General features: G+C 46.2%; 14 protein-coding genes and 1 tRNA gene. 9 read left to right on the top strand and 6 right to left on the bottom strand.

The features are described from left to right. Window positions 1–23: 23 nt before the first annotated feature. The 4 genes from IRJ25_RS06840 (at window position 24) to IRJ25_RS06855 (ending at window position 4,548) form a co-directional block, all read left to right on the top strand. On the top strand, window positions 24–815 hold the full coding sequence (locus IRJ25_RS06840; RefSeq protein WP_214690949.1) for a class I SAM-dependent methyltransferase: 792 nt from the start codon (window positions 24–26) through the stop codon (window positions 813–815). A 153-nt stretch (window positions 816–968) separates the two neighbouring features. Continuing rightward, window positions 969–3,347: an immune inhibitor A domain-containing protein gene (locus tag IRJ25_RS06845; RefSeq protein ID WP_441316667.1), complete on the top strand. Its 2,379-nt coding sequence runs from the start codon at window positions 969–971 to the stop codon at window positions 3,345–3,347. 107 nt (window positions 3,348–3,454) lie between these two features. Then, window positions 3,455–3,525: transfer RNA gene (locus IRJ25_RS06850), tRNA-Thr, on the top strand. Window positions 3,526–3,852: 327 nt separating this feature from the next. Continuing rightward, window positions 3,853–4,548 (top strand): queuosine precursor transporter, encoded by a 696-nt coding sequence (locus IRJ25_RS06855; protein WP_269317991.1) that lies wholly within the window; start codon window positions 3,853–3,855, stop codon window positions 4,546–4,548. 38 nt (window positions 4,549–4,586) lie between these two features. On the opposite strand, the gene IRJ25_RS06860 is transcribed toward IRJ25_RS06855, so the two are convergent. Next, the gene (locus IRJ25_RS06860; RefSeq protein WP_078146856.1) at window positions 4,587–4,835 is read right to left on the bottom strand and encodes a hypothetical protein; all 249 of its coding nucleotides are present in this window, start codon (window positions 4,833–4,835) and stop codon (window positions 4,587–4,589) included. Between the two features lie 147 nt (window positions 4,836–4,982). Between IRJ25_RS06860 and IRJ25_RS06865 the strand changes: the two genes are divergently transcribed. The 3 genes from IRJ25_RS06865 to IRJ25_RS06875 all read left to right on the top strand — a co-directional run bounded on the left by IRJ25_RS06865 (window position 4,983) and on the right by IRJ25_RS06875 (window position 6,400). Beyond that, a complete protein-coding gene (locus IRJ25_RS06865) occupies window positions 4,983–5,339 on the top strand; it encodes a PilZ domain-containing protein (protein ID WP_012726233.1) in 357 nt (118 codons plus the stop codon). Window positions 5,340–5,423: 84 nt separating this feature from the next. After that, window positions 5,424–6,065 (top strand): hypothetical protein, encoded by a 642-nt coding sequence (locus IRJ25_RS06870; RefSeq protein WP_078146855.1) that lies wholly within the window; start codon window positions 5,424–5,426, stop codon window positions 6,063–6,065. 62 nt (window positions 6,066–6,127) lie between these two features. Next, window positions 6,128–6,400 (top strand): hypothetical protein, encoded by a 273-nt coding sequence (locus IRJ25_RS06875; protein WP_078146854.1) that lies wholly within the window; start codon window positions 6,128–6,130, stop codon window positions 6,398–6,400. 63 nt (window positions 6,401–6,463) lie between these two features. Here the strand turns inward: IRJ25_RS06875 and IRJ25_RS06880 are convergent, their stop codons facing one another. Both IRJ25_RS06880 and IRJ25_RS06885 read right to left on the bottom strand, forming a co-directional pair. Beyond that, window positions 6,464–6,592 (bottom strand): hypothetical protein, encoded by a 129-nt coding sequence (locus IRJ25_RS06880; protein WP_256363520.1) that lies wholly within the window; start codon window positions 6,590–6,592, stop codon window positions 6,464–6,466. A 60-nt stretch (window positions 6,593–6,652) separates the two neighbouring features. Further along, window positions 6,653–9,316: a cation-transporting P-type ATPase gene (locus tag IRJ25_RS06885; RefSeq protein WP_269317992.1), complete on the bottom strand. Its 2,664-nt coding sequence runs from the start codon at window positions 9,314–9,316 to the stop codon at window positions 6,653–6,655. A 259-nt stretch (window positions 9,317–9,575) separates the two neighbouring features. On the opposite strand from IRJ25_RS06885, the gene IRJ25_RS06890 reads away from it, so the two are divergent. Then, window positions 9,576–10,610 (top strand): PTS sugar transporter subunit IIC, encoded by a 1,035-nt coding sequence (locus IRJ25_RS06890; RefSeq protein ID WP_159562249.1) that lies wholly within the window; start codon window positions 9,576–9,578, stop codon window positions 10,608–10,610. 174 nt (window positions 10,611–10,784) lie between these two features. Here the strand turns inward: IRJ25_RS06890 and IRJ25_RS06895 are convergent, their stop codons facing one another. The 3 genes from IRJ25_RS06895 to IRJ25_RS06905 form a co-directional block, all read right to left on the bottom strand. Beyond that, the gene (locus IRJ25_RS06895) at window positions 10,785–11,780 is read right to left on the bottom strand and encodes a Gfo/Idh/MocA family protein (protein WP_269317993.1); all 996 of its coding nucleotides are present in this window, start codon (window positions 11,778–11,780) and stop codon (window positions 10,785–10,787) included. Window positions 11,781–11,836: 56 nt separating this feature from the next. Next, a complete protein-coding gene (locus IRJ25_RS06900; protein ID WP_078146850.1) occupies window positions 11,837–12,325 on the bottom strand; it encodes a GNAT family N-acetyltransferase in 489 nt (162 codons plus the stop codon). 74 nt (window positions 12,326–12,399) lie between these two features. Then, on the bottom strand, window positions 12,400–12,834 hold the full coding sequence (locus IRJ25_RS06905; protein ID WP_441316662.1) for an OsmC family protein: 435 nt from the start codon (window positions 12,832–12,834) through the stop codon (window positions 12,400–12,402). A gap of 85 nt (window positions 12,835–12,919) precedes the next feature. On the opposite strand from IRJ25_RS06905, the gene cls reads away from it, so the two are divergent. Beyond that, window positions 12,920–14,383, top strand: coding sequence for a cardiolipin synthase (cls, locus tag IRJ25_RS06910; protein ID WP_441316663.1), 1,464 nt, complete (start codon window positions 12,920–12,922; stop codon window positions 14,381–14,383). Window positions 14,384–14,413 lie beyond the last annotated feature (30 nt).

Here is a 14,413-nt window from a genome sequence, read left to right on the forward strand (position 1 = left end):
TTTTTTATGAAGGAGCCCGGATTATGTATATTGTCACTACTTGTTTGCGCCCTACAGATGATGTCTTGTCTCGAGCGCATACGCATGCCACAGAATACAAGATGAAATTTGTCGACCGACGCAAACTTTCCATTGATGAGTTGAAGAAACGTCATCAACAAGGTGTACTTATCTTTGATAAACGACGTGTCGAGTTCACACCTTTGCATAGTACAGAGCCGTTCTTTTTTCACCCATCGAGCTCCGTCTTTCGGGTAAAGCAACTGAGCCGAGGTGGATCAGATCCACTCATTAATGCCATGCAAGCAAATCCAGGTGATCATGTTCTAGATTGTACACTCGGACTCGGCTCGGACAGTATCGTCATGAGCCATGTCGTCGGTTCAACCGGTAAAGTAATTGGCCTTGAGAGTCAATTCATTACGGCACAGCTCGTCCGGGAAGGCATGTCCGTATGGGTCGAAAAAGATGAGCAGGTCAATGAGGCGATGCGACGCATTGAGGTCGTTCACTCCAACTCTCTCGACTATTTAAAATCGTGTGCGGAAAATTCGTTTGATTGTATTTACTTTGATCCGATGTTTGAAAAGACGATTTCAGAATCGGTTCATCTGAACCCACTTCGCACAATCGCCGACACCTCCCCTCTCACGCAAGAATTGATTACCGAAGCAACACGAGTAGCTATGAAACGAATTGTCTTGAAGGCGCATTTTGAGAGCGATACCTTTGAACGGTACGGTTTCACTCACATAAAACGTAAAACGTCGAAGTTCCATTACGGATATATCGACCTAGAGTCTAAGTCTATTTAGTCAAATTGAACTAAATAGGTCTTTAGACTCCTTTTTTGTTTATTATTTTCTGAATATTGACATTAATCAGACACAAAGAGTACATTTACAACAAGCTCACACATTTTCCCATTATTTTTTAACAGGAGGTTCACACAAATGAAAAAACGTTCCATCCGTCGAACGACACTCGCGGCTCTCATGACATCTGCCATGACAGTCAGTATCGTTCCGGCAGCTGGTGCTGCACCCCTCTCGGTTGCACCATCGGTTCCGACAACGAGCGAGTTCGCTCCGTTCGACCACAACATCATCGATGAAGAGCGTCTCGCGAAAGCTCTCGAGAAACGTGGCGTCATCAAAAAAGGATTGTCCGCATCTGAACGCATGAAAGCAGTCGATGCGTATATCGCGAAAAAGCAAGGTGAAGCGAAAGATCCACATAAGCACGACGACAAAGTGAACGAGAAGGCTTCGAAAGCAAAAGAGAAGATACATACTCAATTCGAAAAGGAATCAAAACGAATTCTTGATAAAGCGAAAAAAGGGCAAGGGAATTACCGTAAAGGGAAACCGAACGGTCAAGTAAAAGTATCTCCTGCCCAGCAATCTGCATACAACGGTTCGGTACGTGAAGATAAAGTCCTCGTTCTCCTCGTCGAGTACAGCGACTTCAAACACAATAACATCATCCAAGAGCCGGGCTATATGTACAGCGATAACTTCAGTAAAGAACATTACGAAAAGTATATGTTCGGTGATCAACAATTTGAACTCTTTAACGGTGAAAAGGTCCAAACGTTCAAACAATACTATGAAGAACAATCAGGCGGAAGTTATACGGTCGATGGTGAGGTTTCGGAGTGGTTGACCGTTCCGGGAACCGCGAAAGACTATGGAGCTGACAAAGGTGATGGCGGACATGATAACGTCGGACCGGGACCTCGTCAACTCGTCAAAGATGCGTTGAATGCTGCGGTCGCATCTGGAATCGATTTGAAAGAACATGATCAATACGACCTTTACGATTTGGATGGAGACGGTGACTTCAATGAGCCGGACGGTCTCGTTGACCACTTGATGATCATCCACGCTGGGACTGGTCAAGAAGCAGGTGGCGGTGCGCTCGGTGACGATGCGGTATGGTCACATCGCTGGGTTCTTGATGGTGTTTATCCAGTAGCCAACACAGAAGCTGCAGTTCCTTACTGGGGCGGGAAAATGGCTGCATATGATTACACGATTCAACCTGAAGATGGTGCGGTCGGCGTTTTCGCACACGAGTTCGGACATGACCTCGGTCTTCCCGATGAGTACGATACGCAGTACACAGGTCAAGGCGAACCGGTACAATCATGGTCGATCATGAGTGGCGGTAGCTGGGCTGGTAAAGTGGCTGGTACGGAGCCAACAAGCTTCTCACCACAAAACAAAGAATACTTCCAAAAAATCATGGGTGGAAACTGGGCAAACATCACAGAAGTCGACCTTGAAGACATCAACTCTCAAGGGTTCGTCGCACAACTCGACCAATCTGTGACGAAATCAAACAACCCAGGCATCGTCAAAGTCAACCTTCCTGATAAGAAGATTAAAGGAATCGAACCAGCTTATGGCGATCGCTACTATTACTCGACAAAAGGTGACGACATCCATACTGAGATGGCAACACCAGCTGTGAAACTTGGTGCGGACGGAGTCCTCGCATTCGATTCATTCTATGAAGTCGAATCGGACTATGATTACTTGTACATCAAAGCCCTTAGCGGTGGTCAAGAAGTCGTTCTCGATGTATTCGGTGACGACGTCAACGGTGCGAACGAAGCAGGCTACCCTGCTGAGACGACGAACGGTGCATGGGTCAACAAATCATACGACCTCTCACAATTCGCTGGACAAGATGTTCAAATCGTCTTTGAATACGTGACAGACGGCGGCGTCGCCATGAAAGGCTTCGCAGTCGACAACTTGTCAATCAAATCAGAATCCGCAACACTCTTCGCAGATGATGCGGAAGGCGCTGAAGCCGTGACGCTCGATGGATTCGTCTCTTCAGACGGATACGATTCAAAACCACACTATTACTACCTTGAATGGCGTAACCACGCTGGGTCGGATATGGGACTTCTCAACGGCCGTGGCGTAAAATACAACACAGGTCTCGTCGTTTGGTATGGTGATGACTCGTACACAGACAACTGGGTCGGTGTCCACCCTGGAGAAGGGTTCCTCGGTGTCGTCGATTCACATCCTGAAGCGCTCATCGGTAACTTGAACGGTCAACAGACAGTCGCAGGTAGCACACGTTACCAAATTGCTGATGCGGCGTTCAGTCTCGATAAGACGCTCGCTTGGTATATCGATTCACCGAGTCGTGGCGTGTACGATTACAAAGCACAGTCTGGCGTGAAGCAGTTCAATGATGCAAACTCTTACATCAACTCGCTCATTCCAGATGCAGGACGCAAACTTCCGCAATACGGTCTCGTCATTGACGTAGTCGGTGAAGCGAAAGACAACTCTGCAGGTGCCGTTTGGATCCGTACAAAATAAACATGTAGCATTCGACCTCCAGTCTTCCTTTATCGAAGATTGGAGGTCTTATTATTCTAAAAAAGCTTGAAAACGACGAATAATCTGTGTAACATAGTTGGTGTAACGCCTCTGTAGGTTAGTGGCAGACCTCAGCAATGGTAATGCTGCAGCACGAGTTCGATTCTCGTCGGAGGCATCAAGAATACCGCTCAATTGAGCGGTGATAAGCACTTCCTGTTTATGACAGGAGGTGCTTTCTTTTTGTCCGTTCCCACTTTGTTCCCACTTTCCTAATTTTCATGTCACGAACACCGCTTTGTCGAATCGATTTTCAATTTGTCGAACGATTGCACTTCACAGGGTATTTCCACTAGCACTTTTTTGATATACAAGAAGGTTTTATAATTTACAGTGTTTACTTAAGTGGACCCTCTCCCTCCCCCCTCACCTTGACATCATTTCCGTTCCTCTATAAACTTGAAAAGTTGAAATCATTGAATAGTTAGAGGAAGGAGCATGATTCATGCTAAACGAATGGTTATGGATTCCTTCTGCCATCCTTACACTCGGACTACTCGTCCTCAGTTACAAGTTATTCGGACGAGTCGGCTTATATGCTTGGATTGCGATGGCTTCGGTCGTAGCAAACATCCAAGTCACGCAACAGATTGTAATTGGCGGATATATTTTCACGCTCGGTAACATCGTTTACGGTTCGCTCTACTTGGCAACCGATATTCTGAACGAAAAACATGGGCGAGCGGCTGCCCGTAAAGGCGTATGGCTCGGATTTTTCATCTTGATCGTCTCAACGGTACTCATGCAATATGCACTTTTATATGAGCCGTTTGAAGAGGCACTGTTCATGCATGAAAGCTTCGAGGCACTCTTCTCGATGCTGCCATTGATCACACTCGGTAGCCTTGCCGCCTATTTGGTCTCTCAATTGTTCGATGTCTTCGTCTATTCGAAGATCCGTTCAAAAACGGGCGAGAAGAAGCTTTGGCTTCGTACGACAGGTTCGACCGTCTTATCTCAACTGATTGATACTTTCACGTTCTGCATCATCGCATTCTGGGGAATGGAATGGGACATTTGGTGGAACATCTTTATCACGACATACGTGGCAAAGTTTGTGATCGCGTGGATGGCGACACCGTTTATGTATTACGCAAAACGAACAAATCCACAAGACGAAACCGAACAGGATGCAGCATAAAGAAAAGCCGTAACTTCAACATGAAGTTACGGCTTTTCTTATGGTCGTTCAATCAGGATACGCACAGCATACGGACGGGCTTCTTCAATCGACGCCGACTCTCGACAGACGGTAATCGCTTTGAATGCATCAATCGCGACCGCCTCGATGGTATGATCGTTCGTTTCGACTTCAAGAATGGTATAAGCAGGTAAGCGCTCGAGTTTAACCCACTCCCCGTTACGTTTTTTTTCATAGATGACTGGTGTTTGAATCGAGTAACGTCGGAGTAAATCATGGACATTCATCTGATCTCCTCCCTATTCAAATCGTACATCCATTATAGAAAGCGCTTTCAAATTTGTAAAGCGAGTACACTATAATTTTATACAATCTTCCACTTCATTTTAAATTCAATTTTGCCGATAAAAGAAGTAAAGAAATGGGGTGAATTGATGCGTTATCGCCGACAGGAGACGTTCCGCTATATCCTACCGAATCCCCGTACCATCCCTTATCGACTTGTATGGGAAGAAAAAGAACTCTATGATGGGGAAGGATTGCTCCTCAATGTGAGTTCTCATGGATTAAAATTGCGATCGGACTACCTCTTCCCGCTCTCTGATGATTTACAGGTCCATTTTCTTTTCGACCTCGTTCCGACGCTTCAACCGATCGAACTCATGGGACATGTCAGACACCGTGGCCAAACGGGCTCGCTGTATGATTATGGAATCATGCTTGATGTGAAGGCTGACGAAACTCAGCAACTCGTCACGATGATTAAAACGTATGCACGTGAAAATAAATGAGAACATGCGTCAGGCATCTTCTCATTTTTTCGTGTCTCCAAAAGAGGGTATACTACAACTATCAATCATTGACGAGGTGTTCGTATGACAAGAAAATTCTTATTGATTCCTTGGGGACTGGCAATTGCATTCGCCGTCATCGGTCCAAATGTCCCGTTCGACGGACGCTTTCTTCTCGATTTTGTGACTTATAATACCGAGGCGTACGAAGGCTATTCTCTATCGCTCTTTAGTATCTTAGGGGTGTTTCCCCTGGCGATGTTTCCACTTCTTTGGTCAGAAGTGAATCAGCTCAAACCGAATCCACTCATCGCCGCTGTCACCAGTTTTTTCGTTGGGGGATTTCTACTCGCTCCTTATTTGGCTTTTGCGAGACAGTCACCTTATCCGACCCCGGTCAAACCGCTGCCGACCCGTATCCTCGGCGTTGTGCTTTTACTGGTGACAATCGGGTTGTTCATCGCTGCAGCCAATACCGGAAATGTTGCTGAATACTGGTCATATGTGGAGAACAATCAATTTGTTCGAACGATGACCGTTGATTTCTTCTTGTTGGCATTCATTCAAATCACGTTAATGAATCGGGACGCGAAACGCTATAAAATGAGTTTATGGCCGCTCCCTTACATCCCGTTGTTCGGTCTCATTTTTTGGCTCATGATTCGTCATCAAAAACCGTTCAACGAAGCACCTCCGAAGCGTGAACGTGCTGAAATGAAACATTGAGTACCCGTTTTCATCAGAAACGGCTATACTAGAAGTTAGTTTTTAATGAAGGAGACCATCACATGCGTTATTTCCAAGTCACTTCTTACGTGACTGTCAAGAATGAAGAGCTCGAATTCAATGAATATGTAAAAGTTCCAAACCAAAAAGTCGATCAATTTTTGAAAGACACATTGGAACTAGATTTATACGATGACCAAGTGACATTGCGCGAATGTGTTGTCGAAAAAGGGAAATGGGAATGCCCAGTCGGTGATTTTGTCATCACGGAACATATGAACGAGAAATCATTCAATCGGCTACAAAATAGCCGCTCTGTAAAGTCAACATCATAAACCAACTCAAAAAGATCCTCCTAGCTTATTTCAGCTAGGAGGATCTTTTACCTGTTACACGCTTTATTCGTTCGATTCTTCCTCTGGATCAGGGTCAGGATGCTGTGTCGGAGCCGGTTTTTTCGCCGGGTTCGATTCATCATCCGGTAGCGGATCCGGGTGAACCCCTGGTTGTGATTCGTCACGCTTCATCGTATCCCTCCTTCATGTTTACTCCACTTGTTTAACCTTTTTTCACATGAATGAAACGTATCAGTGTATATTCCGGTTGCCGATGACACGTCTGGAGATCGCCTTCTCAATTTCAACAATGATAAAGACGACGGCACCAAATGCCACTGGATAAATCCAATCTTCCCACGTTAATGGAGCGGTACCGAATAACGTGTGCATAAACGGTACGTACGTGATGAACAATTGTAGGGCAATGAGTAAGGCCGATACGAGAAACGCAATCTTATTGTCAAAGAAATGTCGGTTGAATGCAGGTGCCAACTCCGTACGGCAGTTGTACAAGTGGAAGAGCTGGGCCATGACGATGGCATTCAAGGTAATCGTTTGTAATTTCTCGGTCGAGTAGTCGAAATCTCCGAGCATATAGTTGATCCATAAACTACCGCCCCCGATAATAATTGAAACGAAGGTGACGCGGAAAATATAGTATCGGCTGAGTAGCGGCACATTGGCCGGACGTGGCGGTCGTTTCATCGTACTCTCTTCGAGTGGTTCGAAAGCGATTGCTAAAGAGAGAGTAATCGCGACAACCATGTTGACCCATAAAATCTGCACAGGACTGAGCGGTGCAGCCGCTCCGAGCAAGATACTCATTGCCACAAGCAACGCTTGACCTCCGTTTGTCGGAAGCAAGAAGAGAATGGTTTTCTTCAGGTTATCGTACACCCGTCGTCCTTCTCGTACGGCGTTATAGATCGTTTTGAAGTTGTCATCGACAAGAACCATCTGAGATGCTTCTTTCGCTACTTCCGTCCCTTTAATCCCCATTGCCACACCAATGTCAGCACGTTTTAAGGCAGGTGCGTCGTTCACACCATCTCCTGTCATCGATGTAATCAGACCGTTCTCTTGCAATCCTTTGACGAGACGAAGCTTGTCGTTAGGGCTGGTCCGTGCGAATACATCGTTATGAACGGAAGCCTCTTTGATTTCTTCATCTGTCATATCTGTCAATTCACGACCTTCGAGGGCGCCTTCCACTTCCATGCCCAGTTCTTTTGCAATCGCGACAGCGGTATCTTTATGGTCTCCCGTGATCATTTTAATTCGAATCCCAGCATCACGACACGCGGCGACCGCATCGATGGCTTCTTGTCGAGGTGGATCGACGATTCCGAACAATCCGAGGAAAGTTAGACCATCTTCAACATCTTCATGGTCGATTGACGCTTTTGAACTGTCGACACGTTTCAAGCCTGCACCGAGAACGCGTTGACCGCGGTCTGCGATCTCTTTTCGTTTTTCATCCCAATAGTCTTGTTTAAAGTCTTCAGACGATGCCATATCAAAGAGTCGGTCCGGGGCACCTTTGACGAAAATCATTCGCTCTCCTTTGTAATCGACGAGCGTCGCCATGTATTTATATTCAGAATCGAACGGGATCTTCGAAATGACTTTTAAACGTTCGATCGGGCGCTCAGCCTTCTCAGCGACGGTCAACAGACAAGCCTCGGTTGGATCACCGTTAATGACCCAGTCCCCGTCTTCTTCATTCAACTGCGCATCGTTACATGTTTTCCCAACGGTTAACAGGTCGATCATCGACTCGTCATCGTCCAAGTCAAACGGTTGACCATTCAATTCGAGATCTCCATTCGGAGCATATCCGCTACCCGAGACTTCGATATCATGGTTCGCTGTCACGATTTGTTTGACGGTCATCTCATTCTTTGTCAATGTACCTGTTTTATCCGTACAAATGACAGATACAGCACCAAGCGTTTCGACAGATGGTAGACTTCGCACAATCGCTTTTTGTTCGGCCATATTTCGTACACCGAGCGCCAAAATGATGGAGATGACGGCAGGCAATCCTTCAGGAATTGCCGCAACGGCAAGACCGATTGTCGTCAGCATCAATTCGACCGGCTCATAATCCCGTAAAAAGTAGCCGAACGCATAAATCACGACGGAGATGATCAAGATGGCGATGGACACCGTTTGACCAAACTTGGTCGTCTGTCGAATCAGAGGAGTTTTAACGGTCTGCACTTCTGAGATTGAAGCGTTGATTTGGCCGAGCTCCGTCCCTTCACCGATGGCTGTCACGATAGCTTTTGCACTTCCCGTCGCGACACTCGTTCCTGAGTACACCATGTTTTTCCGGTCGGCCAACACCGATTCTTCTTTCACGACGTCTGATTTTTTCTCGACAGTCGTCGCCTCTCCCGTTAAGGCCGATTCCTCGACCTTAAACTTTTCGGCTTGCACGACACGGGCATCGGCCGGCACTTTATCACCGGCAGCAAGCACAAGCACATCCCCGACGACCAGGTCACTCGAGTCGATTTCGGATTGCTTGCCGTTTCGAACGACGGTCGCCTTTGTTTCTAACAATTTTTTGATTCCTTCTAGCGCCTCTTCGGCCTTATTCTCTTGAAGATATCCGACGACGCCGATAATCGTGACGACTAAAACGATGACGATCGTATCGATGTACTCCCCTAAGAATCCTGTGACGACGGCAGCCGCTAACAAGACGTACACGAGAACATCATTGAATTGTCTTAGAAATTTTATAATTTCAGGGGTTTTCTCTTTCTCCGGCAATACGTTTTTGCCGAATTCGTCTTGACGACTTGTGACACTTTCTGTTGTAAGACCTGATTCAAGATCAGTCTCCACATGGGTTCGCACCTCATCTACTTCGAGCGCATGCCACGGTCTGTCTTCCTTCTGCATAATTCATCCTCCTCGACCAATACTTTTTGAAAAGTCTTTCCCCTATCTGTTCCCAATCTCATGCGGCTCGACACGTGCAAACTTGTAGAATTGATGTCATTTTTTGAAGAAAACGCTTTCTTGATTTGGAATTTCTAATTGTAATCGGTATCATTGTTCAATTTTAATTTTTCTTTTGAATATGGCTTTACAGAAGTCTTTCTATGCATGAATATAGAATAAATTATGAATAAATAGAGATAGAAAGAAGGAAGAGTTTATGGTCATTATTCAAGGAATCGCACTTTTACTGCTCATCCTCGCCTTGTTCACATTATTTAGTTATAAGGCGCCTTTTGGAATGAAGGCGATGGGAGCATTGGCCGGTGCTGCAATCGCGAGTTTCCTCGTCGAAGCGTTCAACGCGTATGCAATCGGCGGATTGCTGCCACTTCCTCTTTATGAAGAAGTAGGTCAAGCGGCTGGCGCTTTGTCAGGTCCTGCCGCTGCGGCTCTTGTCGCCATCGCACTTGGAATCAACCCCGTCTATAGTTTGATGATCGGGTTGTCTGTATCGGGATTCGGAATCCTTCCTGGCTTTTTTGCAGGATATCTTTTGGCTTTGGCTGGCACTCGAATCAATCGCTATCTGCCGACCGGCGTCGATATGATTTTTTACGTCATCGTAATGGCACCGCTCGCCCGTCTCGTCGCGACAGGGGTAGACCCACTCGTGACAAACACACTTGAACAGATTGGAGCTGTCATCGAACTGGCAGCAACACAAAATCCGGTTGTCATGGGTCTCGTCTTAGGAGGGATCGTCACGGTCGTATCGACGTCGCCTCTCAGTTCGATGGCCTTGACGGCGATGCTTGGTTTGACAGGTGTACCGATGGCAATTGCCGCGCTTGCGTTGACTGCGTCCATTTCAATGAATTACTTGTTATTCCGTCAATTGAAAATCGGAACAAAGAAAGATCAGCTTTCTGTCGCCATCGAACCGTTGACGCAAGCTGACCTCATTTCCGCTAACCCAATTCCAATTTACAGTGTCAACTTTGTCGGTGGAGCCATCGCCGGGTTGATTGTCGCCATGACCGGTATGATCAACGATGCACCGGGTTCGGCAGCCGGGATTCCGGGACTTCTTGTCATGTATGGTTTCAACGATTGGCAAACAGTCACCTTCACAGCCGTTGTACTGTTCATCCTCGGAATCGGTTTTGGCTTGATCGGAAGTCGTTTGTTCAAAAATTTCCCGATTGTCCGTCATACGGAAAAAGTCGAATCGACAGAAGAAGATGCAGCCTAATCAAAAAATCGATGCACGTTCGAACAAAATGTTCGGCGGCATCGATTTTTCATTTTCACACGTGGGATTATCCTTACAATTCAAAAGCATCAATCGGTTCACAAAGAAATCATCGCACGTTCTTATCAATTGTGAATTTGATTGTCGAAATTAGCGATTCCATACAAATCCATGTCAATTTACTGAAATGACTCTACCCGAATCACTGGATTGACGAGCAAGTTCAATCAAGTAGGTTGTCAATGTTGCATCTTTTAATGAAACGACGGGTTGCCGTACCTCATAACTATAAGCTAACTGTTGATAATACGCCAAATAACTACCTTTCTCGATTTGAATGGACGAAACCTCTTCATTGGATAATACGCCAGTCTCTATAAGGTCACTTTCTAACTTTCCTTGCTTCAGAGCATCTTCTTGAGGATCAAGTCCATATTTCAAGAAACTTCCTTGCGTACCATGCACTTCAAACCGAGGTGTTTCTCCGGCGATGAATGGGTTCGAACGAAGGTATACTCGCTTCTCACCGTAATAGAATGTCAGATGAAACCCATCATCGGATTGGCCACCATCTCGTTGAATCATCACATCTGCTTGAATACGATCTGGCTTTCCAAACAAGGCTAGAGTCTGGTCAATCAGATGACTTCCTAAGTCGAATAAAATACCGGAACCTGGTCCTCCATTTTCACGCCACCGGTCACGTACATTCGGACGGAAACGATCAAATCGAGATTCAACGACCTTCCAGTCTCCTAACTCGTTCGAATCAAGTAACGACTTAACCGTCAAGAAGTCTCCATCATAACGACGATTCTGATAAACGTTGACGATGCCCTTCGATTTCGCTTCAAGTTCCATCAACTCATATCCTTCTTCCGTTGTCAGGAATGCGGGTTTTTCGACGAGCACATCTTTTCCTGCCTCAAGACATGCGACGATCATCTCTTTATGTAAATGCGATGGTGTCGTAATGACATAGAGAGAAGCATCCGATTGAAGCGCCTCGTCTAATGTCGCATATACCGTGACACCAGGTAATTCAGCATGCACTTCGTCCGGACGTGATGACACGACGCCACTCACTTCAAATGAGTCAATGACCTTTAAAAACGGTAGATGGAACGTGTTCGCCGAGAATCCGAATCCCACCAAAATGGTTTTAGTCATATAAAACCCCTCCTTTTCGCTGTTGATAGTATAACAAAAAAAGGGTCAAATGACCCTTATGCACTCATGCTCTCATCCAATCTGTATTCGAACGTATTGTACCCGTTTCGTGAATCGACAAAGACGAAACCGAAACGTGGATAATAATCATTTAGAAATTCATTGTCAGCGACACAATCAAGACGAATTGGTTCATCTTCATCGGCTTCCTCTAAGACATGCTCCATGAGCTGCTGTCCGACGCCTTGCCCTTTTAGCTTTTCGCTGACGACGATTCGATGGATATATTGCCCTCGCTCACTGTCATCCCATAAGTTATCATCCCACTCATCTGGAGGTAACAATGCGATTGAAGCTAAAATTTGTTCGCCATCTTCAAAGACATATACACTGCCTTCTACAATGTCAGTGCGCACACGCTTTACGAGGTCCTGTTCCAAATATTCGGTCCATTGGTCGCTTCCTTGTTCATTTAGCGCTACGGCTCGTTGTTCGATTAGGTTCGCGATGTGTTGGGCATCGCGCTTCGTCGCGAGTCGAATCATAACGTCCTCCTTTAGTTATACAGTATTTGAAATACAAATATAACGGAGAACCGCATGCCTTTCAACCATCTTGCTCACTCGCCAAAATCAAATGGAGTGACGTCTCCATCGTTCAATTGATAACTATACGTCAACGTCGCATTGAGGCTATGCGATACAGAACAATAACGCTCAACGGACAATTCGATGGCACGCCGAACTCGTTCTTCCGATAACTCGCCTTTCAGGATATACAAGATGTGAATGGCTGTAAAGCGTTTCGGGTGATCGGTCGCCCGCACCCCATCGATTTTCATTTCGAATGCTTCAATTGGCTGGCGCATCTTATGCAGAATCGACACGATATCGATTCCTGTGCAGGATGCGGTCGCGTGAAGCAACATTTCTGTCGGACGAGGTCCTGTATCGAGCCCACCGACATCATCCGCCGCATCAAGGATCACCGTGTGTCCTGATGGCGTATGTGTTTCAAACGCCATCCCTTTCTTCCATACGACTTCCATGTTCATCATCTTCTCCCCCTATTTCATTTGATAGCATCCTATTCCCTCATTTGATGTATGATTAAGCTATGAATCGATTATAAAGGGGTGTATGTCGTTGGATTGGTCTATGATTTTCAGTTGGGGACTTTATATCGTCCTCGGGTTAAACATGTTGTTCGCACTCGCCGTCATCTTCGCCGAAAGACGTGATGTTGGCGCGACCTGGGCCTGGCTTCTTGTCCTGTTTTTCTTACCAGTGCTCGGCTTTATCGTCTATCTCTTCCTAGGGCGACAACTTAAAAAGGATAACTTCTATAATTTAAGTGTAGAAGAACGTTCCTTCCATTCGCTTCAAGTCGAAGCGCAACTTGAACAAATTCATACGCGCCAAACCCAGCTTGCGCAGCCGCTGTTTGAAAAGTATGACCAACTGCTTCAAATGAACTTACGATCTTCTAAATCGTTGATCAGTGTACATAACCGTTCCCTCATCTTGCACGACGGCGAACAAAAGTTCAAAGCGCTGATGGATGACATTCGCTCGGCCGAGACGGAGATCAATATTCAATATTACATCATCCAGCGTGACGCTCTCGGTCAGGCACTGTTGAAAGAGTTGATCGAGCGTGCGAAAGCCGGTGTCAAAGTTCGACTCCTCTACGATGCGGTCGGCTCACGTAGTCTTCGGAACTCGGACTTTAAAGAGTTGATTGCGAACGATGGCGAGGTGCGTGTCTTCTTCCCACCGACACTCGGGATCATCAACTTCAAGTTGAACAACCGAAATCACCGAAAGGTCGTCATCATCGATGGGAAAATCGGCTATGTCGGTGGATTCAATGTCGGTACCGAGTATTTAGGTTTAGTCGAAAAATTTGGCTATTGGCGTGACACGCACCTGCGTGTCGAAGGAGATGTCGTCTACAATCTACAACACCGATTCATATTGGACTGGAATTATTCTGGTCACCGTAAACATGATCCTGAAAATGCCTTCTGCTTTGCGCGACATGACATTAAAGAAAATTCTCCGATGCAAATCGTCACGAGTGGTCCAAACTCGGATACGGAACATTTGAAGAATATGATGATCAAGATGATCATGTCTGCCAAGCGACGGGTCGTCATTCAAACGCCTTATTTCATTCCAGACACAAGCTTTATGGACGCTTGCAAAATGGCCCTCCATTCTGGCGTCCAGATGGACATCATGATCCCTGGAAAACCGGACCATCCATTCGTCATGTGGGCGTCCCTCTCGTTCCTTGGGGAACTCCTCGACTACGGGGCAAACGTCTATCTGTATGATGAAGGGTTTCTCCACGCGAAGACGCTCGTCGTCGATGATGAGATTGCGACCGTCGGGACGACGAACTTGGACGCTCGAAGCTTCCGTCTCAATTTTGAAGTGAACGCACTTATCTATGATGAGCGGGTCGCACTCGAACTCGTTTCTTTATTCGAGACCGATACGGCGGTCAGTCGCACGTATACGATGGAAGACTATGAAAAGCGGAAATGGACAGTACGTGCTCGGGAGGGTGTCTCACGACTCCTCAGTCCGATTTTATAACGAAAGAAGCAGAGCTCGGCGCTCTGCTTC

The organism is Exiguobacterium sp. KJ 601, assembly GCF_027161185.1.
In the GTDB taxonomy this organism is placed as follows: domain Bacteria; phylum Bacillota; class Bacilli; order Exiguobacteriales; family Exiguobacteriaceae; genus Exiguobacterium; species Exiguobacterium profundum.